At 71.1% G+C, this 20,750-nt stretch carries 22 protein-coding genes, 1 tRNA gene and 1 pseudogene; 9 read left to right on the top strand and 15 right to left on the bottom strand.

Annotated features, from left to right (window positions below):
- Positions 1-109: 109 nt before the first annotated feature.
- Positions 110-784 (bottom strand): hypothetical protein, encoded by a 675-nt coding sequence (locus OG899_RS03275; protein ID WP_229814171.1) that lies wholly within the window; start codon positions 782-784, stop codon positions 110-112.
- Positions 784-1,125, bottom strand: coding sequence for a LysR family transcriptional regulator (locus OG899_RS03280; RefSeq protein WP_229814172.1), 342 nt, complete (start codon positions 1,123-1,125; stop codon positions 784-786). The genes OG899_RS03275 and OG899_RS03280 overlap by 1 nt, the downstream gene beginning before the upstream one ends.
- Before the next feature lie 770 nt (positions 1,126-1,895).
- Between OG899_RS03280 and OG899_RS03285 the strand changes: the two genes are divergently transcribed.
- Complete coding sequence (locus OG899_RS03285) at positions 1,896-3,215, top strand: MFS transporter (RefSeq protein ID WP_125500759.1); 1,320 nt, start codon at positions 1,896-1,898, stop codon at positions 3,213-3,215.
- 66 nt (positions 3,216-3,281) lie between these two features.
- Here the strand turns inward: OG899_RS03285 and OG899_RS03290 are convergent, their stop codons facing one another.
- Positions 3,282-3,473: a hypothetical protein gene (locus OG899_RS03290; protein ID WP_194548402.1), complete on the bottom strand. Its 192-nt coding sequence runs from the start codon at positions 3,471-3,473 to the stop codon at positions 3,282-3,284.
- Positions 3,474-3,539: 66 nt separating this feature from the next.
- On the opposite strand from OG899_RS03290, the gene OG899_RS03295 reads away from it, so the two are divergent.
- The gene (locus tag OG899_RS03295) at positions 3,540-4,118 is read left to right on the top strand and encodes an AraC family transcriptional regulator (protein ID WP_373296066.1); all 579 of its coding nucleotides are present in this window, start codon (positions 3,540-3,542) and stop codon (positions 4,116-4,118) included.
- 72 nt (positions 4,119-4,190) lie between these two features.
- Here OG899_RS03295 and panD read toward each other — a convergent pair whose 3' ends face one another.
- Positions 4,191-4,610, bottom strand: coding sequence for an aspartate 1-decarboxylase (gene panD / locus OG899_RS03300; RefSeq protein WP_125500758.1), 420 nt, complete (start codon positions 4,608-4,610; stop codon positions 4,191-4,193).
- 324 nt (positions 4,611-4,934) lie between these two features.
- Between panD and OG899_RS03305 the strand changes: the two genes are divergently transcribed.
- The 5 genes from OG899_RS03305 (at position 4,935) to OG899_RS03325 (ending at position 8,233) form a co-directional block, all read left to right on the top strand.
- Positions 4,935-5,198, top strand: coding sequence for a hypothetical protein (locus tag OG899_RS03305; RefSeq protein ID WP_229814174.1), 264 nt, complete (start codon positions 4,935-4,937; stop codon positions 5,196-5,198).
- 502 nt (positions 5,199-5,700) lie between these two features.
- Entirely contained in the window at positions 5,701-5,991 is a 291-nt protein-coding gene (locus OG899_RS03310) for a hypothetical protein (protein WP_229814178.1), read from the top strand.
- A gap of 397 nt (positions 5,992-6,388) precedes the next feature.
- The gene (locus OG899_RS03315) at positions 6,389-6,619 is read left to right on the top strand and encodes a hypothetical protein (protein ID WP_125500348.1); all 231 of its coding nucleotides are present in this window, start codon (positions 6,389-6,391) and stop codon (positions 6,617-6,619) included.
- A gap of 115 nt (positions 6,620-6,734) precedes the next feature.
- Complete coding sequence (locus OG899_RS03320) at positions 6,735-7,964, top strand: cytochrome P450 (protein ID WP_125500349.1); 1,230 nt, start codon at positions 6,735-6,737, stop codon at positions 7,962-7,964.
- Between the two features lie 74 nt (positions 7,965-8,038).
- Complete coding sequence (locus OG899_RS03325) at positions 8,039-8,233, top strand: ferredoxin (protein WP_125500350.1); 195 nt, start codon at positions 8,039-8,041, stop codon at positions 8,231-8,233.
- Positions 8,234-8,527: 294 nt separating this feature from the next.
- On the opposite strand, the gene OG899_RS03330 is transcribed toward OG899_RS03325, so the two are convergent.
- On the bottom strand, positions 8,528-9,940 hold the full coding sequence (locus OG899_RS03330; protein WP_189428107.1) for a sugar porter family MFS transporter: 1,413 nt from the start codon (positions 9,938-9,940) through the stop codon (positions 8,528-8,530).
- Positions 9,933-10,784, bottom strand: a complete 852-nt coding sequence (locus tag OG899_RS03335) for a phytanoyl-CoA dioxygenase family protein (protein WP_168132328.1) — start codon at positions 10,782-10,784, stop codon at positions 9,933-9,935. The genes OG899_RS03330 and OG899_RS03335 overlap by 8 nt, the downstream gene beginning before the upstream one ends.
- Positions 10,785-10,910: 126 nt before the next feature.
- Here OG899_RS03335 and OG899_RS03340 point away from each other — a divergent pair, with 126 nt between their 5' ends.
- A complete protein-coding gene (locus tag OG899_RS03340) occupies positions 10,911-11,927 on the top strand; it encodes a LacI family DNA-binding transcriptional regulator (RefSeq protein WP_125500352.1) in 1,017 nt (338 codons plus the stop codon).
- 270 nt (positions 11,928-12,197) lie between these two features.
- Here the strand turns inward: OG899_RS03340 and OG899_RS03345 are convergent, their stop codons facing one another.
- The 6 genes from OG899_RS03345 to OG899_RS03370 form a co-directional block, all read right to left on the bottom strand.
- Positions 12,198-12,641, bottom strand: coding sequence for a hypothetical protein (locus OG899_RS03345; protein WP_125500353.1), 444 nt, complete (start codon positions 12,639-12,641; stop codon positions 12,198-12,200).
- An 11-nt stretch (positions 12,642-12,652) separates the two neighbouring features.
- Positions 12,653-12,940 carry a hypothetical protein gene (locus OG899_RS03350; protein ID WP_125500354.1) on the bottom strand — a complete coding sequence of 96 codons (288 nt, stop codon included), beginning with the start codon at positions 12,938-12,940 and terminating at the stop codon, positions 12,653-12,655.
- 35 nt (positions 12,941-12,975) lie between these two features.
- Positions 12,976-14,571 (bottom strand): caspase, EACC1-associated type, encoded by a 1,596-nt coding sequence (locus tag OG899_RS03355; protein WP_168132313.1) that lies wholly within the window; start codon positions 14,569-14,571, stop codon positions 12,976-12,978.
- Positions 14,564-14,902 (bottom strand): effector-associated constant component EACC1, encoded by a 339-nt coding sequence (locus OG899_RS03360; RefSeq protein ID WP_229814180.1) that lies wholly within the window; start codon positions 14,900-14,902, stop codon positions 14,564-14,566. Before OG899_RS03360 ends, OG899_RS03355 begins: the two co-directional genes overlap by 8 nt.
- 353 nt (positions 14,903-15,255) lie before the next feature.
- Complete coding sequence (locus tag OG899_RS03365) at positions 15,256-15,462, bottom strand: hypothetical protein (RefSeq protein WP_125500356.1); 207 nt, start codon at positions 15,460-15,462, stop codon at positions 15,256-15,258.
- A gap of 406 nt (positions 15,463-15,868) precedes the next feature.
- Positions 15,869-15,952 (bottom strand) — tRNA-Leu (locus OG899_RS03370).
- A gap of 465 nt (positions 15,953-16,417) precedes the next feature.
- Between OG899_RS03370 and OG899_RS03375 the strand changes: the two are divergent.
- A pseudogene (locus OG899_RS03375) lies at positions 16,418-16,948 on the top strand (thiamine pyrophosphate-binding protein); the annotation flags it as partial.
- A gap of 76 nt (positions 16,949-17,024) precedes the next feature.
- Here the strand turns inward: OG899_RS03375 and OG899_RS03380 are convergent.
- The 3 genes from OG899_RS03380 to eboE are packed head-to-tail and all read right to left on the bottom strand — an operon-like array spanning position 17,025 to position 20,748.
- Complete coding sequence (locus OG899_RS03380; protein ID WP_125500357.1) at positions 17,025-18,176, bottom strand: sugar phosphate isomerase/epimerase; 1,152 nt, start codon at positions 18,174-18,176, stop codon at positions 17,025-17,027.
- Positions 18,173-19,582 carry a nucleotide pyrophosphatase/phosphodiesterase family protein gene (locus OG899_RS03385; RefSeq protein WP_125500358.1) on the bottom strand — a complete coding sequence of 470 codons (1,410 nt, stop codon included), beginning with the start codon at positions 19,580-19,582 and terminating at the stop codon, positions 18,173-18,175. The genes OG899_RS03380 and OG899_RS03385 overlap by 4 nt, the downstream gene beginning before the upstream one ends.
- Complete coding sequence (gene eboE / locus OG899_RS03390; protein ID WP_168132314.1) at positions 19,579-20,748, bottom strand: metabolite traffic protein EboE; 1,170 nt, start codon at positions 20,746-20,748, stop codon at positions 19,579-19,581. Before eboE ends, OG899_RS03385 begins: the two co-directional genes overlap by 4 nt.
- Positions 20,749-20,750: the final 2 nt, after the last annotated feature.

Below are 20,750 nucleotides of genomic sequence, written 5' to 3' on the forward strand. Positions count from 1 at the left end.
TGACGGTACGGACTTTGAGGCCTGTCAATGCATGGGAATGCGGGTCAATGTAAAGAGGGAAGTATCTCCCGGAAGGCGTCGGCGGATGGACAATCCAGCTGGCCGGACATCAATGCGATTGATGTCCGCAGGTCACAGCGGGCTCACGGGAAGGGGGTTCACAGCGTGGCCGCCGCTTCCAGCGGAGTCTCGCGCAGCCATTGGCGGGCCGGATCCCGGTCACGGTCCGCGCGGTGCGGCTCCACAGCTTTTCGGTGATGGGCTCCGGACTGCCCGGGCGGGGAAGTACGGCACGTTCCATCGGCCCCGCGACACGCCGGGCGAGGCGTTCTTGCGGCAGGGCGACACGGTCGGTGCCGGCCATGAGATGCGGCACTGCCTGACAGCTTTTCGCCCTCACTCTGATGTCCGGCTCTCTTCCGAACAGGGCGAGTTGCCGCGTCGTCGGGGCCGCCGTCATGGGCCCCGGATCAGGATGGAAAGATGCCACCCAGTCCATGTGCGCCATGTCGGACTGGCTCAGCGAGCCCCGGATCGTGTACGGGCGGGTCGCGTCCAGCACGCACACCCAGCGCTCGGTGAACAGATCCACCGATCTCAGCCCCGGCACCTCGAACCGGCTCACGGGCGGCGCGATCATCCCGTCGATGAACCGCACGGTCTCCGCGGTCTCCGTGGTGAAAGCCTCCCGCACCAGACGTATGGGCGTCTCGCCCCGTGGCGCCTGCCGCGCCAGCGCCTTCGACAGGGACACCCCGAGCACCAAGACGGTGCAGTCCGCCATCAGGTGTAGTCCGCCATCAGCAGTGTGAACTGCCGACGGGAGGTCGCCGGACCGAACCGGGGGTCGGTGGCGAACAGGCGCTCCACCGCCGCGCACACCGTCTCCACCTGATCGGCCAGCTGCATCGCCGGCGGCGACAGGACGTACCCATTCTGGCCGCGGACGAACAGATCGTCCCCGAAGTGCCGCCGCAGCCGGGCGAGCGCGACGCTGGCCACGGGCTGCGTCACCCCGATCCGTGCCGCCGCTCGCGTCACGTTCCGCTCCGGCAGCAGCTCCCGCAGAGCCACCAGCAGGTTCAGGTCCAGATTCGCCAGCTGGATGGAAGAGTGCCGTGTCACGGGCGGACCATGACCGCCTGCGACCCTTTGCGCCGTTCAGCCTGAGCACCGCAGCGGTGGCGCCGGGCGGGCGGCGGGCGGCCAGTTCGGTTCACCGCAGGTGGGGCCTTGTACGGCCGCGTGATACCTGTACCGCCTCGTGGCGCCTTGTGGGCCATCACCTGCCGCGTGCGGCGACACCGTGCCCCCGCGGCACCGGCCGCCGCCGCGCGGACGCATTCCGAGTGGCTCCCCCGGCGGTGAAGATCGTTTCGACGCTTCGTCCGACGACCTCCGGAAAACCAAAATGACGTGCCCCGGTCAATCAGGTGCTTTGATCATGCACATACTTCATGTTGCCGATCATCGACAATCACCGCGGCCACAGGCGACACTCCGACGAACACCGCGCTTTTCCGCGGTTTCTGAAATGCCGTCCACTGAACACCGGCACTCTCGAGCACCTGACCGGCCCGCTTTATGATCTTGTAGGATGAGCCGCCACCCGCGATGAGGCTGGGCCTGGAAGGCGCTGGACACGGCGTCCCCGGGCGGGGGAGGCGTGCCTCCGTGTGCTGAAGGGGGTCGCGGGCGGCGCCCTGAAGACAGGGGGCGGGTCCGTGCACGCCCACGGCGAGCCCGCGACCTGTGCACCACGCAGTTCGAACCGGAGTCCCTGTGCAGGTCTGTCATGCCCGCAACTGGAATGCGGACGGCGGTCTCCTCCGTGTCAGCGGCGGGCTACGCCTTCACCGTCCGTCCCTGCCCCGCCCCGTGAAAGCCCCCGTGTCATGACCGTTTCCTTGTACGAGGCCCAGCCGGCCGGGCGGCACGCCGCCGCCCCGGAGGGCGGGCTGCTGCGGCGGGTCTACGCACCCCGTGCCTGTGACGCGCTCGCCTACTCCATGGCGACCTACGCCATGCCGCTCGTCGTGCTGGCCTCCACCGGCTCGGCGTCCCTGACGGGGCTGGCCTTCGCGCTGGAGTGGATACCCCGGGTGGCCGCGTTCGGCGTCGCCGGCGCCCTGGTCGACCGCAGCGGCGCGGCCATCGTGTGCTTCCTCGCCTCGCTGACGCGGGCCGTGCTGGTGGCCGGCGCGGCGGTGGCGCTCGTCCTGGTACCGCCGGGCACCCTCGCGACCGTTCTCGTCATGGTGCTGGCGGCCGTGACCGGGGCGCTGACGCAGTTCAGCTTCATCGCCAACGAAGCCGTCGGCGCCATCGCCAGCCGCCACAGCGACGGGCCCACCCACAAGGTGCAGTCGGTGCTGATCGGCATCGACCAGACGGCCACCCTCATCGGCCCGGCCCTGGGCGGTGTCCTGCTGCTCATCGGCCCGACATGGATGCTGGCATGCCTGAGCCTGCTGTCCTTCCTGTCCGCCGGACTGGCCCTGCAGACCCCGTCGACTCCCCTGCGCGGCACCCGCCAGGGGGCCTCGCGTCCGGGCGGCGGCCTGCGGGAAGGCTGGCAGACCCTGCGGTCCCTGCCACCCCTGCGGCGGCTGGTGGCCGGCCTCGCCTGCTCCAACCTCATGCTGGGGCTGCTGCAGTCGGCCAGCCCCGTCCTCGTCGAGCACCGTTTCGGGCGGTCCCCGGCCGCCGCCGGCGTCCTGTGGTCGGTGACCGCGGCCGCCACCCTCGTCGCGGTCGCCTGTTGCCGGGCCGCCCTCGACCGGCTCGGCCTGTGGGGGGTCGGCATCATCAGCTCCACCGTCGCGGCAGCGGCCTGCCTCGCCGTGTCCGAGGCCCCGTCCTACTCGGGCTACACGGCCCTGGTGTCCCTGTTCGTGGCCGCCGACGGAGGCCTGACCATCGTCCTGCGCACCGTGCGCTCCCAGGTCATCCCGCCCGCGGCCTTCGGCACGACCCTGTCCCTGACCATCCTGCTGCTCCTGCTGCCCTACCCCCTGGCCGGCATCGTCCTCGCCGTCACCCCGGCCGACCACCTCACCGACGCCCTGCGAGCCTGCGCCGTGCTGCAGGCGGTGGCCCTGCTCGTCACGTTCCTCCGGCTGCGCAACGACCCGGCCCTCCAGCGGGTGCCCCAGGGGCTTGAGGCGGCCGGGCGGGAGACGGGTGAGGAGGTGCCGGAGGGGGCGGGGCGTTAGGGCCCCATCGCCTGCGGACGCGAGCGTCACGACGCACGGACGAACGAAACTCGCCGACCCCGAGGTCTATCCGGCCTCGGGGTCTTCTGTCTTGACCGCACCCGGTTCACCGACGACGCCTTCCACAAGCACCCGGAGATCATTCCGGAACCGGCGAAGACGTTCACGCTCGGACGGGTCGGCGAACCGGACGACGTCGGCGCCGTCGTCGCCATGCTCGTCTCCGACGAGGGACAGGTGGATCACCGGACAGGACATCGAGGTCTCCGGCGGCCAGAACCTCCGACCAGGGCGGGTTCCGCACGGGTGCGCAGATGCTCCAGCGTGCGCAGGTACTACGCCATCGTCCGCCTGCTGCGTCTGCTGGACCGCCCCTCCGGCCGCAAGATCCTCGCCCCGCTGGTCAAGAAGGAGATCCTGGGGCTCCTGCTGCGCGGCGTGCAAGGAGCCATGATCCGGCAGCTCGGCCCCGCCGACAGCACGCTCGCCCACATCAGCCGCGCCGCCCAGTGGATCCGGGAGCACCATGCGGACAGCTCGAGAGCACCATGCGGACAGCTTCCGCGTCGAGGATCTCGCCCGGCCAGCCGGCATGAGCGCCTCCACCTTTCGCCGCGACTTCGCGACCGTGACCGGAGCCCCATCCAGTTCCAGAAGCACGTGCGCCTGCAGGAGGCACGGCTGCTGCTCGCCGGCCGCCCCTCCGACAACACGGGCGCCGGCCATGCGGAGGGGTACCACAGCCCTTCCCAGTTCAGCTGCGAGTACCGCCGCATGTTCCGCGTGGCCCCCAGCCAGGACTCCACCCGGCTGAGGGCCCTGCGCACGGCGTCCGCGCTTGCTTTCCCTGACGCTGAACGGGACATGTCGGCGGACTGGGGGATGGCGTCGGTTCCCGGATGACGCGTCTACCCGAACTGGCATGACGCGTCTACCCGAACTGGCATGACGCGTCTACCGACCGGTACGGACGGGTCAGGCCGAGACAGCCTGCGGGCTGCGCTCCTGGTCACTGCCCGGCACCGGTGCGGACGCATCGTCCCCCAGGGCGACGATCCGGTTGGCGGCATCCACGTGCACGACCCGCGGCTTCAGCGCTCGCGCCTCGGCATCGGTGACCTGGGCGTAGCTGATGACGATGACCAGGTCCCCGGGGTGCACGAGGTGGGCGGCGGCTCCGTTGATGCCGATGACCCCCGATCCTCGCTCGCCCTCGATGACGTACGTCTCCAGCCGGGCACCGTTGGTGATGTCGACGATGTGCACCAGCTCCCCGGGCAACAGGTCGGCCGCGTCCATCAGATCCGCGTCGATGGTGACGGACCCGACGTAGTGCAGGTCGGCCTGGGTGACGGTGGCGCGGTGGATCTTCGACTTGAACATGGTTCGCAACATCGGAGCACACTCCTGCAAGTAGGCTCCCTGCCTGCGGCTGCAGGTCAAGGGCTGTGCTTGCACCCTACGACGAGTCGCGCGTCGGCCCTCTTCCCGGGGCACGCGCAGCTGGGACAGGCCTTAGGGCGCCCCCATCGCGGTTGGGCGCCGCCAGCCTACGCAAGGAGCTTCCGACGTCATCGTGATCGTCGCCACAGTGCGGGCGGCGTGCTGGGGCGGGCACCATCAACTCGACCCCTATGGTGCGCTGGTGACGAAGTGTGGCGGGCTCACTGGACGGGGCGAGCGGCCGTTGTCCACGATGGCCACATCATCAACGTCGCCGTGCCGGTCATCGGCAGGAAGCGGTCGACCTCGCTCACCGGCATCCAGTGGATGACCGACGGGCGCGCCCTGGTGTTCGCCGAGGTGCTGCTCACCCGGGGGTGCACCGGGCGACCAGTGGCACAACCGGCGGGTCTTCTGCATGGGCGTTGCGGTGTTCACGGTGTCGTCGGCCGCGTGCGCACTCGCGCCGAACGCCGCCGTCCTGCTGGTGGCCCCCTGCTGGAGGGCCTCGGCGCCGCGCTGATCGTGCCGGGTTCGTAGGCCCTCGGACTGTGGGGCTCGACGGCTGGCATCGTCAGCGGTCGCGCTGCTGATCTCGACGCTCAACGAGGCCGGACGCCGCGGCTGGGCCGACCCGGCTGTCCTGACGCCGGCCTGGGACTTGCGGACGCGGCGTTCGCAGTGCTTGAGCGATTCGTCCGCTCCCCCGTCGTCCCGCTGAGCCTGCTGATCTCGCGCGCTGAACGGCTGAGCCGTCTTCGGCTCTCTGCTCAACCTCGGTTCCCATGGCATGGTGTTCGCCGCGAGCCTGGACCTCCAGCATCAGCGGAAGCCCGTTGACCACCGGCCTTGCGCTGTTCCCGGCACTGGCGACGACAATGTTCATCGCCTCGGCCCTGTCCGATCGGCTGAGCCGGCGCACCGGGGACCGGCCACTGGTGGTCTCCGGCCTGCTCCTGGCCTTCCAGGGCGACTCCCGTATCCGCTGCTGGCGGCGGGCTTTGGCACGTCCTACGCGCTGACCGGTTCGACCGCCACGGGGATGGGTTCGGCACACGCGGGCCGCTCAGCGGAGGTCTCCGCCTTCTCCGACACCACCTGGCAGATCAACAGAGCCACGGGCGTCGCCCTCGGCGGCAGCCTGCTCGCCGCAGCAACCGCCTACGGCACCGTCCTGCGCACCGCCATGGCCGCTTTCGCCCTCGCCTACCCCACCACGTCGGGGCTGGCCTGGGTGTGCGTGCCGGGGAGGGTGGAGCGGGGACAGCCGGTCGGACCCGGCCGTCGGCCGACGCATCGGCACCGCCCGCTTACCAGCGAGGCCCTCGTTTGACCGAAAGCGCCGCAATACGCCCAGGCGTTGCAGTTCCACGATGTGCTCGGCCGCGCGTCGCGGTGCTTCTCCCCCCCGTCACCAGGACTCCGGCCTCGATGGTGCGCCGGACCGCGGACTCGGTCAGGTCGGCACTGCCGAGAAAGAGGGTGCGACGGTCGGCGACCGCCAGCTTGGCGTGCTGGCGTGAGCGCACGGCCACCGCCAGTGGCTTGCCCCGCTTGCAATGGTGGACGAACACCGCCTCGTGCGGTGCTCTGGGGAGCAGCTGACGAAGGCGAACTCACTGGAATCGATGGGGCCATCTCGTCACCCCGCACACCTGCCTTCCCGACCGTGCCTCCGTCGCCGTGCATGATGATGGATCGGCCGGTTTTCGCCATCGGGAGGAGCTGGGGTGACGGACGGCTTCGAGCGCCGCAAGCAGAGCCGGTGGGGCGAAGGGGCCGCGCTGCGGGACGAGATCCTGGACGCCGCCGCCGGGGCGGGAGCCGATCGGATGGCGCGGCTGCTGTGGTCGTCGGTGTACGGCATGGTGGCGACGTCGGTGACGGTGCCGTTCGCGGCCGACCCGCAGCGGCTGGAGGAGAGGGCGGAGGATCCGCTCGGTCTCGCCCCGGCCAGGTGATCGAAAACTGGCCGGAAGCGGTAGGACCGTCCGCCGCTCTCCACTGACATCGTTGCCCTAGGCACCTAACGGTGTGAGGAAAGAGCCGACGGCGACTCCCCCCACGGAGGCAGGCATGACCGAGACACTGCCGGACACCTCAGCTCGACTCCCGGAACACCCGATGCCCAGGGCAGCCGGCTGCCCGTTCGATCCGCCGCCGGCGCTGCGGGAGCTGCAGTCCAGCCGCCCGATCTCCCGAGTGCGCATCTGGGACGGCACCACCCCGTGGCTGATCACGCGCTACGACCATGTGCGCGCCCTGCTCGGCGACCCGCGGGTGAGCGCCGACGCGACCCGCAGCGGCTATCCGCACCGGAACGCCGCGATGCTGGCGCGGGAGCAGGACCAGCGCACGTTCCTCACGATGGACGACCCGGAGCACGCCCGGCTGCGCCGGATGGTGACCGGACCGTTCGCCATCAGGAAGATGGAGCAGCTGCGGCCCGACGTCCAGCAGATCGTCGACGACCTGATCGACGAGATGCTCGCCGGCCCGAACCCCACCGACCTGGTCACGGCGTTCGCGCTCCCCGTGCCGAGCCTGGTCATCTGCCGGCTGCTCGGGGTGCCCTACCGGGACCACGACCTGTTCCAGCGCAACACTCAGGTGATCGTCCGCCGCACGTCCACCCCGGACGAGGTGGCGGAAGCCACCCGGACGCTCACCGACTACCTCGACGAACTGCTCACGGTCAAGCGGAAGAAGCCCGAGGACGACCTGCTGTCCAAGCTCGCCACCGAACGCGTGGAGACGGGCGAGATGACACAGCGCGAGGCCGCCCGCATGGGTGTGCTGCTGCTCGGCGCCGGTCATGAGACCACCGCGAACATGATCACGCTGGGCACCGTCGCTCTGCTGCAGCACCCCGAGCAGCTCGCGCTGCTCCGCGAGTCCCAGGACCCCGCCGTCGCCGCGCGGGCCGTCGAGGAGCTGCTGCGCTACCTCACCATCACGCACTCCGGGCGGCGCCGCGTGGCCACGGCGGACATCGAGATCGACGGCCGGACCATCCGTGCCGGCGAGGGGATCATCCTGGCGACCGACATCGCCAACCGGGATCCGGAACCTTTCCCCGACCCCGACCGGCTCGACATCACCCGCGACGCGCGCCGCCACGTCGCCTTCGGCTACGGCGTGCACCAGTGCCTCGGCCAGCCTCTGGCCCGCGTCGAACTGCAGGTCGTCTACAGCACCCTGTACCGCCGCATCCCCACCCTGGCCCTGGCGACGGACGTCGACGAGCTGCAGTTCAAGCACGACGGTCTCGTCTACGGCGTCTACGAGCTTCCCGTCACCTGGTGACTTCCCCACCGGTGATCCCCCACCAGCAACTCCACCGGCATCTTCCCCACTCACAGCGGAAAACGAGGCACCTCATGCACGTGCACATCGACCAGCCGAAGTGTGTCGCCTCCGGCCAGTGCGTCCTGATGGCCCCGGAGGTATTCGACCAGGACGACGACGGCATCGTCGAGCTGCTCTCCGACCGTCCCGGCCCCGAGCACCACGACGGGGTCCGGGAAGCCGCCGCGGTCTGCCCGGCCGCCGCGATCCGACTGGAGGAGGGATGACGGTCGCTCCCCCGGTACGTCTTCGGTGATCACGGTACGTCTCCGGTGGTCACGGGCCTCGACCACCTGGCCGACCCGTGCGTCGAGGCGACCGGCCACCGCGGGGGTCAGGGCTCCGTGAGCCGACGGCGACGTGCCGCACCCGTCCCGGTCCCGCTTGTCGCCCGACCTCAGTCGCGACACGACCGGGGCGCGGCCCCTGAGCGGTCCGGCCTGCGCCGGAACCGGGACGCGTGCGGGCCGGCCTCCGCTCTCGCGAGAGACGGGGGCCGGCCCGTGGGACCGGGTGAGGGGTCAGGGCGTCGCAGCGAGGTTGCGGCGCAGTGAGCCCGGTGCCCGCAGTGCGCGTTCGATGTCCTCCAACGGCCGGTTGCGGGTCTCGGGTACCTTCAGCGCCACGAAGACGATGCAGAGCACGTTCAGGGCGGCGTAGAGGAAGAAGGTGCCCGCCCGGCCGACCGCGTTGATCGTGCTGAGTGCGGTGACGGCGATCAGGAGGTCGAACCCCCAGACGCACAGGGTCGCGAGGCTGGTCGCAGGCCCGCGTACGCCGAGGGGGAGGATCTCCGGGGCGATCAGCCACACCACGGACTGCATGCCGATGCCGTTGCACAGGATGTACACGAACAGCGCGATGATCACGGTCCAGTGCTGTGCGGGTGAGCCGTCCATGAGGAAGGCGAGCCCCAGGACGGCCATGGCCAGCCCCGACAGCGGCATGAACCACAGCATGGTCCTGCGGCGGCCGATGGCGTCCACCGCGATGGCCCCGGTGATGCCCGCGACGACGAGCATGGCTCCGATGCCGATGCCGGTGACCAGCGCGACCGACTCCCCGAAGCCGGCGTCGGACAGGATCGTCGGGGCGTAGTAGACGATCGCGTTGATGCCGGTCAGCTGGGAGAACGCGGCCACCCCGAGCGCGACGACCAGGGCGGGGCGCAGCCAGGGCTGCAGCAGAGCGCGGCTGTCCTGCCGGGGTGTCGACGCGGCGACGTCGCGGATGGCGGCGATCTCGCCGGCGATGTCGGTGCCCTGGGGGCGCAGCCGGCGCAGTACCGCGTGGGCCTCGCCGGTCTCGCCGCGCTCGACCAGCCAGCGTGGGCTCTCCGGCAGTCTGGTCATGCCGATCGCCAGGACGACGGCCGGGACGACGGCCAGGCCGAACATCACCCGCCATCCGCCGCTGCCGGCCAGCAGCCAGCCCGCCAGGTAGGCGATCAGCTGGCCGATGGCGACCATCAGCTGGAACAGCACCATGAGCCGGCCGCGGATGGCGGGCGGCGCGACCTCGGCGATGTACACCGGCACCATGTTCGAGGCCCCGCCCACGGCCAGACCGAGCACGAGGCGTGCCGCGATCAGCGTGCCGGTGTCGGGGGCCGCGGCGGCGCCCAGTGCGCCCACGGCGAAGATCACAGCGACCCAGAGCACCACCCGGCGCCTGCCGAGGCGCCCGGCGAGCCGCCCGGAGACCAGGGCGCCGATCATCGCTCCGACGAGGATGACGCTGACGACGATCTCCTGCCCTCGCGAGGACAGGTGCAGGTCCTGGCGGAGGTACAGCAGTGCGCCGGAGATGATGCCGGTGTCGTAGCCGAAGAGCAGGCCGCCCAGGGCGGACACGGCGGCCACCGCGTACACCTGGGCCGGCGTGCGGACGCGGCCGCGCTCCCGGGCCGGGGCGACCGCGGTGCCCTCAGGCATCGCCCATGACCAGACCCTCGATGGTGTGCTTCTGCGTGACGGGCTTCAGCTCGTCCACCACCGGGCAGTCCAGGTGCCTGCGCACGCGCTCGGGCAGGGACTCCCAGAAGGCGCGGGTGACGGCCGTGTCGTGCCGGTCGGCGTTGTTCGCCTCCGGGCCGTCGACGCCGAGGACGAGCACGGGGCGGGACTTGGTGGACTCGTTCTTCGTGCCGCGGTGGATGGCCAGTGCGGTGCGGCAGGATATGTCGCCGCGCTGCGGGTATTTACGCACGGCGAGCTTCTCGTAGCGGGCGTAGTGCGACTTCGGCGGGAACATGTCGTGCGCGAACTCCGGGCTGTCGTCCCACTGGGTGCCCGGCGCGATCTCGAAGGGCCCCATGTCCTCCTCAGTGTCCACACCGGTCACGTTGAACGCCAGCGACGTCAGGCGGCGCTCGCGCCGGGTCTCCTCGGGCATGGGGAAGTCACGGTGCCAGGGCTGGTTGACCGCGCCTTCCAGGGGGACGTCGAAACCCAGTTCCACGATGCGGTAGTCCGGCCCGAGCACCGCGGTGCACAGCGAGCGCACCCAGGGGTGGTCCACCAGATCCACGAAGCCCCTGAGCTGTTCGGGATGGATCTCGACGTAGTAGCGGTTCGGGCCGCGCCCCACGGCGCCGTCGGGACGGGCCATGGCCTCGGCGAAGGCCTTCTCGATGTCCTCGCGGAGCCGGTCGGCCCACTCGGGTGTGAAGGCCCCCTTCCGGGCCGTGATGCCGTCGGTGTACAGGGCCTCCACGTCTGCGGTCACGTCGACGTCCAGCTGGGCCGGCGAGACACCGGGATAGGCGTGCGTGGTCATGTGCGCCTCCTTGCGCCGTTGGCTGTCGGCGGCCATGTTGCAACGTTGCATTCAGCGTTGCAAGACCCGCGCAGAACATTCCTCCGGTCTTTGTCCGCCGCCTGGTGACGTGCCAGGATGGCCACCGTGAGTAGTCGCCTGAAAGATGTCGCAGCCCTGGCCGGGGTGTCGATACGCACCGTCTCCAACGTCGTCAGCGGTTCCGGGTCCGTCGCCGAGGAGACACGGGCCCGCGTCCAGGCGGCCCTGGACGAGCTCGGCTACCGCCCCAACCTGGCCGCCCGCAATCTGCGGGCCGGCCGCACCGGCCTGATCGGTCTGGTCATCCCCGAGCTGCACTCGCCGTACTTCGGCGAACTCGCCGGCCTGCTCGTCGAGGCCGCGCAGCAACGCTCGTGGACGGTCGTCATCGACCAGACCTTCGGCGACGGCGAGGCCGAGCGGCGACTGCTGGAGGGCACGGGCGGGCGGGTGGTCGACGGGCTCATCATCAGCCCGTGGTCGCTGCGCCCGGACGAGCTGACCGCCCGCGCCCGCGACATCCCGGTGGTCCTCCTGGGCGAGCAGCGCGCGCCCGGACTGGCGGACCGCGTGGCCGTCGACAACGTTCTCGCGGCCGACGAGGCCACCACTCACCTGCTCGACACCGGACGACGGCGCATCGCCGCGATCGGTCTGCAACCCCATCTGCACAACGACACCGCCCGCCAGCGGCTGGAGGGGTACCACCGCGCGCTGCGGCGCGCCGGGCTGACGCCCGACGAGGCACTGCAACGCCCGGTGCGGGCGCTGCACCGCGAGGACGGCGCCCGGGCGATGACCGAGCTGCTGGACTCCGGCGCGCGGCCCGACGCGGTCTTCGCCTTCACCGACGAACTCGCCCTCGGCGCGCTCCATGTGGCCCACGCACGCGGCCTGCGCGTCCCCGAGGACCTGGCCGTGGTCGGCTTCGACGGCATCGAGGACGGCCGTTACGCGTATCCGCCGCTGACCACCGTCGTGCCCGACAAGAAGCAGATCGCCGCACGCGCCCTGCAGTGCCTGGCGGACCGCATCTACAGCCCCGCCGCATCGGTGCCGCCCTCGGACATCGTGGTGCCGCACCGGCTCGAGGTCCGCGACAGCAGCCGTCCGGCTGGATGAGCCGTACGGCCGGGAGCCGTGCGACGGGGATCCGTACCGCCGGGCAGGGTCCCGGCCGGTACGGATCCGGTCGAGCCGGCCGCCGGACCGCCGGTGCGAGCGCCGGTGTCGGCGGCTCCCGGTTGCGGGCGCGGCGTCGATCCGGCGGTGGGCGCACCGAACCGCTGCACCTCGAGCTGTTCGATGCCGACGGAGCGCGAGGAGACATGCGCTCGACGGCACCCGCGTCCGGGGCGGCCGGGGCTCCGCCCGCCCCGGCCGGGCACCGCGTCACCCCTGGTTGAGCTTCTTGTGGAGCTGCTCGGCCGCGGCGAGGACGCTGTCGACGTTGTCGACGACGTACGGCTCCCTGTCTCTGATGTGCCGTACGATCGCCGCGCCCGCCGTCGACACGGCGGCGGGAGGCACGGGGACGGTGGCGAACAGCTGCGGTTTTCCGTAGATGTAGCGGACGATCTCCTCGATGACGAACTCGTTGACCGGCCGCCGCTCCTTCCGCTGCGAGGCGGCGACCTCGTCGCTGAACGCCGCGAGTTCCTCGGCCGTGCACTCCGCGCCGAGGCGCGGAGTGACGAGCACGGCGACCACCGTCATGAGGAAGCCGTTGAAGAACTTCCTGTCGCTCGGTGACAGGGCCTCGTTCAGTGCCTTGGCCCGGGGATCCTTGAGGATCAGGCACCTGACCTGGTCGATGAACCGTGGTTCCACGGACATGGGGGTGCCTCCTACGCGACGTGGGTGAAGTTCACGAGGACGGAGAGCAGGGCCTCCTCGAACGAGTCGAACTGGCCGAAGGCGTCCTCCGGGTAGACCGCGGCGGGCCGCACGACGGCGAAGGCGTGCCACACCCCCAGGTAGTGGTCGACGTGGCCGACGTAGGAGGTCTGTTGGCCGTTCTCGCGGACGACGTGCACGGTCGCCTCGCCGGTGCGCGGGTCGGGCTGCCCCTGGAGCGAGTAGCCGTGCCGCTCGAGGGATGTACGGATTCTCTTGCCGACTTTCGGGATCTCCACATTGCCCCTAACGCTGTCGGATGCTGCGGTTCGGTTCACTGCTTGCCCCGGCGGAGTTTCTCGGCGTGGGCGCGGAGATTCCCCGGGCCGATCTCCTGGTAGTAGCGGCGTGCCTCGAGTGTGACGGATGCCCTGGGGGGCCTGCGGTACATGAAGTCGGTGATGAGGACGTGCTGGTCGGCCTCCTTGAGGGTCGACCACTCGCCGTAGTCGCCGCCGGTGGCGGTGATCAGGACGTTGTGGCACTGGGCGATGGCCAGTTGCTGGTCACCGTTCCACTCCCGGTCCAGCCACTGGTGGAACAGCAGCCTGGCCGTGAGATCGGCGACGGTGAAGCCGGCCGGGGGCCGCGGTCCGGGCTGCTGCGGCCCGCCGACGGGCTGCCCGGCGTCGGGCGGCTCCTCCTCCCCAGGGTCGTCTTTCTGCTCGTCCTCCCCGGGCCGTCCGTCCGTGACGAGGCCGAGGCGGATGCGCTGTTCCAGCCCCGCCAGCCGTTCGTGCGCCGCGGAGTTGTTCCGTTGTGCGGCGAGGCCGTACCAGTACAGGGCCCTGTCCAGGTCCTTGTACTGCTCCTCGTAGAGCTGCCCGAGATGCATCGGGCCGACCGGATCCCCGGCCTCGGCGGCCTTCGTGTACCAGTACGTCGCCTGCAGGAGCGCCCGGCCGTCGACGGGCCCCGGCTCGATGCCCTGCATCCGCGCCTGGACCCGGCCCTCGGCGATCTGCCCGAGCCGGTTCATCGCCTGCGTGTGCCCTGCCTCGGCCGCCGCCCGGTACCTCGCCTCGATCAGATGCAGCCGCTCGATGCCCTCCTCGGTCTCCCACCGGTACGCCTCGCGGAACATGGCGTCGGGGTCGGTGCCGGGTTCGGGCGGGGAGGCCGGGGCGTTGTTGTGCGCGAACACCCAGGCCGCCGCGTCATCCGCGATGCGGCGGTGCGGTTCCGGTTTTCCGTCCTCCACGAGGCGGTCGGCGACCACGCCGTAGATGTGGTCGAGGGTGAGGCCGGGCGGTGCGCCGCCGACCCCTTCGCGCACGGTCTCCACGAACGCCTTGGTGAAGCAGGTCTGCGCGTCGGCGGCCGTGTCCTCCAGCTCGTACCAGGACATCTCGAAGGCGCTGCTGCTCATCAGCAGGTACGTACCGGAGATCGGGGGCAGGCGGGTGGCGGAGAGGTGGCCGAACTCCTTCGCGGCGAGGCCCGAGTAGCAGCAGTCGAGCACCGCGATCTTGACCGTGGCCGGGCTGTGGTGGAACGCCTCGCGTACCGTCTCGAACAGCAGCCCGGTGATGGCGGGGTACGGTGCCTCGATCTTGGTGTCGCCCACGGTGAGGCAGAGCCGCTCGCGGTGGTCGTAGATGCCGTGTCCGACGTAGTAGAAGAACGCGACGTCCGTGGCCGCCATCAGTGCGTCGGTGACCTCGACGCAGGTCGTGCCGAGGGTGGGACGGTTGGCGATCTCCACGACGGACTCCCGGGGCCACGGCCCGCACACCGGGTCCAGGAGCAGGTCCCGCATCCGTGTGAAGCTGCGTTCGACCGCGGGGGCCTTGGAGAATCCCTCGCACTCCCAGGTGCCCATGAGGACCGCACGCGACCGGGAGTAGTCGCGGCTCGCCAGGTCAGTCATCGCCGAGCAGCCGTTCCGCGAGCTCGGCGATCCTTTCCGGATCCGGGTGATTGTTCAGGTCGATCTTCACGGACCGGTCGCCGCGGGTGAGTTCGATGCTCAGGGACGACCGCCGGGACCGGACGAACGTCGGCAGCGTCCGGATCGCCACGGTGAGCACGGCGGCGGAGGGCACGAACAGCTGCAGTGTCTCGACGACACCGAGGCGGCCCTCGGCCGCGGCGGAGCGCTGCCTGCGGACGGTGAGGTCCGGGAGCCTGCCGAGGTGGCGGGACAGGGGTCCGATCTCGGCCGGCTCCGAGACCGTCATGGTGACGTCGTACGGTGTCACGGCAGCCTCCGTGGTGGTTCCTGGTTCCTGCCGGGCGAACGTTCCGGGCACGAGGCCGGCATGTCGACTGCCCTTTCGGTAGCGGGGCGGGGCGGGACGCGTGGGCGTTGCTGACGAGGCGTGCGTCCTACGGGCGGGACGTCCGCGGACGGTGTCCGGCGTCCGCGCGGCGGCACGCGATGCCGGTTCCGGGGAAGGACCGAGCCGGTCGCCCCGGTGCGCGTCCGGTCCGCCCCCTGGTCCCCGCACGCGCGGCCGTCGTACGTCGCCTGGACGGCGACGAGAGGTACTGGACGTTCTGCCGGCGGGCCGCTGCCGTCACGCGGTCCGCCGGCGGAACGTCTCCCGGTCCGCTACCGGGGGTCCCGTGTGTAGTAGAGGGTGATGTCCTCCGGGGCGTGCAGGCGCGTGTCCGTGCCGTCCAGGGTCACCAGGCAGACCCATCCGGGCGGGGCGGAACCGGGCTGCGTGAGCAGGAAGGGACCGTCGCCGTTGACCCCCCAGACGGTGCTGCCGACGCCCACGGTGTGCCCGTCCTTCGTACGATAACTAGACGTCATGTAGCAGTCCTATCACTGTGCGTGTCGCCGCACGAGCCCTTTCGCGGAACTTCGACAATCCTGGTCACGGCGGCGACGCTCTCCGTACGGCACGTCGGAAGCAACGCATCACGAGGAAGGGCGGCCGGGGTCCTGCGGCGGCCGTTTCTGCGCGTTGCGAGCGCATGATCAGGTGCCGGCAGGTACGGGGCGCAAGCCGCGTACCCCTTCGCCGCGGTGACGGGACGATGTCGGGGATGCTCGGCGAGCAGTGCGTGCGGCAGGCCCTCCACCGTGGCCGGTGTCGTGGCCCCGCGACCCGGGGGATCACTATCAGCTGAGCCCAGGGGATCACCATCAGCCGCAAGAACGCGACGAGGACCGCGACCGTCAGGTCGAGGCCCTCATTGCTTGTCGTTCTGGCGAGTGTCCGAGGGGGGACTTGAACCCCCACGCCCTATACGGGCACTAGCACCTCAAGCTAGCGCGTCTGCCATTCCGCCACCCGGACTTGGGTCTGTCGCCTTTCGGGGCGCTCCCCGCGGCGACAGGGACAACCATACCAAGCTTTCGCAGTGCCTTTCACCTGCGTATCCGTCTCCGCCGGGGGGTGGCGGCCGACCGGCGGCGCCCCCTGGGCGGTGTCACGCTCGGCGCACATGTCGGCACGTGGTGTACGCGGCGAGGGCGACCTCCTCCGGCCCCGTCACGCCTCCCCCAGGCGCGACGTCGTCTCCGCGACAGGCGCTCGGCCGGATCCGTGCGCCATCACCAACCCGGGCCACGGGCACGTAGAAGATTCCACACGCCTCCTGGACACCACTCACGCGATGCGGGATCACAGGCGCCATACAGTTCGTCGACTGTATGCATCCGCGTTCTGCCTCAGGCACCACCCCTCGCACGGCGAACCGATCACGAAGGGACGGGACTTCGCCATGCCCGACGACGCCCAGGACGCCCAGGACCTGAGGACCTGATCTCCGGTGGCCACCTGGTGGCCACGGCACTCCAGGCCGAGGGGGTCGACCGCATCTACACGTCGTGCGGCGGCCACATCGTCGACATCCACGACGGCTGCGTCGACGAGGACATCGAGGTGGTCGACGTCCGTCACGAGCAGGTCGCCGCGCATGCCGCCGACGGAAACGCGCGCATCACCGGCAAGTCCGGGTGCGCGGTGGTCACCGCCGGTCCCGGGTTCACGGACGCGGTCGCCGGTGTGGCCAACGCGTTCCGGGCGGAGTCGCCGATGCTGCTGATCGGCGGTCGAGCGCACACCCGGCACAAGATGGGGTCGCTGCAGGACCTGCCTCACGTGGACATGATGACGCCGATCACCGAGTTCGCGGCGACGGTTCCGGTCACCTCCCGGGTGGCCGACATGGTGTCGATGGCGTTCCGTGCGTGCCACCACGGGGCGCCGGGGCCCTCGTGCCTGGAGATACCGCGGGATGTGATCGACGCGAAGGTGCCCGCGAGCACGGCGCGTGTGCCGACGGCCGGCTGAGACGACCGGTGCCATGTGAGGGGGCCCTGTCCGCGGGTGCGGACAGGGCCCCCTCACGCGCGCGCTGCCTGCGCTACTTGCGGCGGCGCAGGGCGGCCAGGTTGCGGTAGCCGATCCGCGCGTACTCCAGTGACTGGCCCGGGTCGGTGCTGCTGGGCGCGTTGTCCTGCTCGACCATCGGATTGTGGTAGGTGCGGTGGCCGACGCGGGTGAAGAACGTGGTGTAGTCGATCACGCCGGTGCCGAACGGGACCATCTCGTAGCCCTGCCCGTTGGTGGTGTCGACCACGCCGTCCTTGGCGTGGAAGAGCGGGTAGCGCTTGGTGTGGCGGGCGACCAGGCCCGCCGGGTCGAAGATGTTCTCCCGCACGGAGCCGTCGTGGGCGGTGTAGGTGCGGAACTTGTACTGGGCCACGTGCGCCCAGTAGATGTCCATCTCCAGCCACACCAGGTGAGGGTCGGTGACGGTCAGGAAGTACTCCAGTCGGCGGATGCCGGAGCTGCGGGTGGGCCGCCCCTGGTCGTCCAGCGGGCCGCCGTCGAGCAGGAAGCTGTACGCGGCGTCGTGGTTGTGGGTGTACAGCTTGATGCCGGCACGGCGGGCGATCTCACCGAGGGTGTTCCACTTGTCGGCGGCCACGTCCCAGTCGCTGCGGTAGGGGCTGTCGGTGGGGTCGGCGCCGGTGCCCATGTGGTCCATGCCGAGGATGTTCGCGATCTCCAGATGCCTCTTGTAGGTGTCGAGGTCCTCTCTGGACAGTGGCCAGGACGGCGGGATGAAGCCGTGGTTGCCCTGGGCGCGCAGCCCGTTGTCGTCCAGCCAGCGGCGCAGCAGCCTGGCTCCCTTGACGTTCTCCAGGTCGGCGCCGCCGGGGGCGTTGGGGTGCTGGGCGTAGCCGGCGAACTCCACCTGCCGGTAGCCGAACCGGGCCAGCTGCTCGAACACGGCGCGGAAACCGGAGGGCAGAGGGGTGGACAGCGGGTCGCGTCCGGTGGCGTCGCGGACGGTGTAGAGGATGATGCCGCGTTTGTCGGCGGGGACGAGGGTCTGCCCCTTGCCGTGGCCGGTGGAGGAGGGTGCGGCCTGCACGGGGCTCGCGCCGAAGACAGGGGCGGCGATCGCACCGGCGGCGGCCGCGGTGCAGGTGCTCAGGAAACGGCGGCGGTCGATGCCGAGGCTGCGGCGCAGCCGCTCGTCGTGGTCGGTGCCGTGGAAGTCGTTCACGGTGTCCTCTCTCCTGTTGTGGCGTCGGGTGTGCCGAGACCGGCGAGACGGAGCAGCAGGGACTTCACATCGGTGGCCGCGATCCGGTCACCGACGGCGTGGGGGGTGGAGCTGAGGAGGAGCGGGCCGTCGTCGTCGCTCGCGGGCAGCCGGCCGTGGCTGCCGCGCACGGGGGACGGGTCCAGCGGGACGACCGCCATGCGGTAGCGCAGCCCGAGCTTCTTGCGGGCCAGGGCGGAGGCCGCGCGGAGTTTGACGTAGGGGTCGAGCGGGTCCATGAACAGCTCGGCCGGGTCGTAGCCGGGTTTGCGGTGGATCTCCACCATGCGGGCGAAGTCGGGGGCGCGGGCGTCGTCGAGCCAGTAGTAGTAGGTGAACCAGGCATCGGGTTCGGCGACGGCCACGAGGTCGCCCGCGCGCGGGTGGTCGAGGTGGTGGGCCTTCTTGCCGGTGTCGTCGAGGAGCCGGTCGATGCCGGGCAGGCCGTCGAGGGCGTCCCGGGCGGCGTCCAGGTCCTGCGGGCGGCGCACGTACACGTGGGCGATCTGGTGGTCGGCGACGGCGAAGGCACGCGAGGTGGTGGGGTCCAGGTATTCCATGCCGTCCTGGGTGTGCACCTGGAGCAGGCCGGCGCGGCGCAGGGCGCGGTTGATGTCGACGGGCCGCTCGGCGCGGGTGATGCCGTACTCCGACAGGGCGACGACGGTGCGGCCTTCGGCGCGGGCGTCGTCCAGCAGCGGGGCGAGGACGGCGTCCAGTTCGGCGGCGGCGCGGTGCGAGCGGGGGTCGTCGGGGCCGTAGCGCTGCAGGTCGTAGTCGAGGTGGGGCAGGTAGGCCAGGGTGAGGTCCGGGTTGCGGGTGGCGAGCACATGGCGGGTGGCGTCGGTGATCCACTGCGAGGAGGCGATCCCGGCGCCCGGGCCCCAGTAGCTGAACAGCGGGAACGTCCCGAATTTCGAGGTGAGTTCGTCGTGCAGGGCGGGGGGCCGGGTGTAGCAGTCGGGTTCCTTGCGGCCGTCGGCGTGGTAGACGGGCCGGGGGGTGACGGTCCAGTCGGTGTCGGCGCCCATGGCGTACCACCAGCAGATGTTGGCGACCGTGTAGCCGGGGTGGGCGCGGCGGGCGGCGTCCCAGATCTTGTCGCCGGCGACGAGCCGGTTGTGCTGCCGCCACAGCAGCACCTCGCCGAGGTCGCGGAAGTACCAGCCGTTGCCCACGATGCCGTGTTCGGCGGGGGTGGTGCCGGTGAGGAAGGTGGACTGCACCGAGCAGGTCACCGCGGGGAGCACGGGGTCCAGCGGGGCCTGCGAGCCGGACGCGGCGAGCGCGGACAGGTGGGGCATGTGCCGCAGCAGCCGCGGGGTGAGACCGACGACGTCGAGGACGAGCAGCGGGGTGGGGCTCATGGCAGTTCCTTCAGGCCGAGTCCGGTCAACAGGTCGCGGGCAAGGATGAGTTCGGCGGCGATGCCCTCGGTGAGCTGGGTGCGGCCGCGGGGCCGCAGCGCGGGCGGGAGGGCCTGCCAGGTGTAGGTCTCCACCTCCAGGTGGTGCGTGAGCGGATGTTCGCCGCCGACCAGCCGGGTCAGCGCGGCCCGCAGCACGGGCAAGGTGGAGGTGAGAGGCTGGGCGGGGTCGGCGTGCAGGGGGACGTGGAAGTGGGCGCGCCACGGTGCGGTGTCCGGCAGGCGGGTGCCGGCGAGGGCCTGACCGAGGTCGTCGGTGCCGGCGAGGCCGTCCGGGGTGAGGGTGCGGGTCTGGTGCAGGAAGCGGGGTTCGTCGAAGGCGGCGAGGGCCGCGCGGACCTCGGGACGGTCGGGGTGCTCGGCGTGCAGGGCGGCCGACAGCTGGGCCTTGACGACGGGGATCCCGGCGTCGGTGAGGGTGTCCAGCGCGGCGTCCGGGTCCTCGAAGGAGGTCGCCAGGTGGCAGGTGTCCACGCACACCCCGATGCGGTCGTGGCCGATCGCGGTGAGCGGGGCGACGGCGTCGCCGGTGGTCTCCACCACGCAGCCGGGTTCGGGTTCCAGGGCGATGCGCACCGAGCGGCCGGTGAGGTCCTGCAGCGCGTCGAGGCGTTCGCCGAGGGTGCGCAGCGCGGCGTGCGCGGTGCGGGCGCGGTCGTCGTCGTACGCGGTGCGCCAGGCCAGCGGCAGGGTGGAGACGGTGCCGTCGCTGACGTCGTCGGGCAGCAGGCCGGCCAGGACGCGGGCGAGGGAGGTGGTGTGTTCCAGGCGTTCGGGGTCGGCCCAGTCGGGCCGGTAGACGCGGTACTTGACCTCGCCGGCGCCGAAGCCCTGGTAGGGGAAGCCGTTGAGGGTGACGACCTCCAGGCCGCGCCGGTCGAGTGCGGCGCGCAAAGTGCGCAGCGCGGCCGGGTCGGCGGCCAGGGTGCGGGCGGCGTCACGGGCGAGCCACAGGCCGATGCCGAGCCGGTCGCGGCCCAGGCGGCGGCGGACCGGCTCGCAGTGGTCGCGCAGCTGGGCGAGGACGCCGTCGAGGGTCTCCGCGGGGTGGACGTTGGTGCAGTAGGCGAGGTGGACGATCGAGCCGTCGGGGTGTTTGAACCGCATGG

Origin of the sequence: Streptomyces thermoviolaceus, from assembly GCF_045209695.1 — a bacterium.
Lineage (GTDB): Bacteria > Actinomycetota > Actinomycetes > Streptomycetales > Streptomycetaceae > Streptomyces > Streptomyces thermoviolaceus.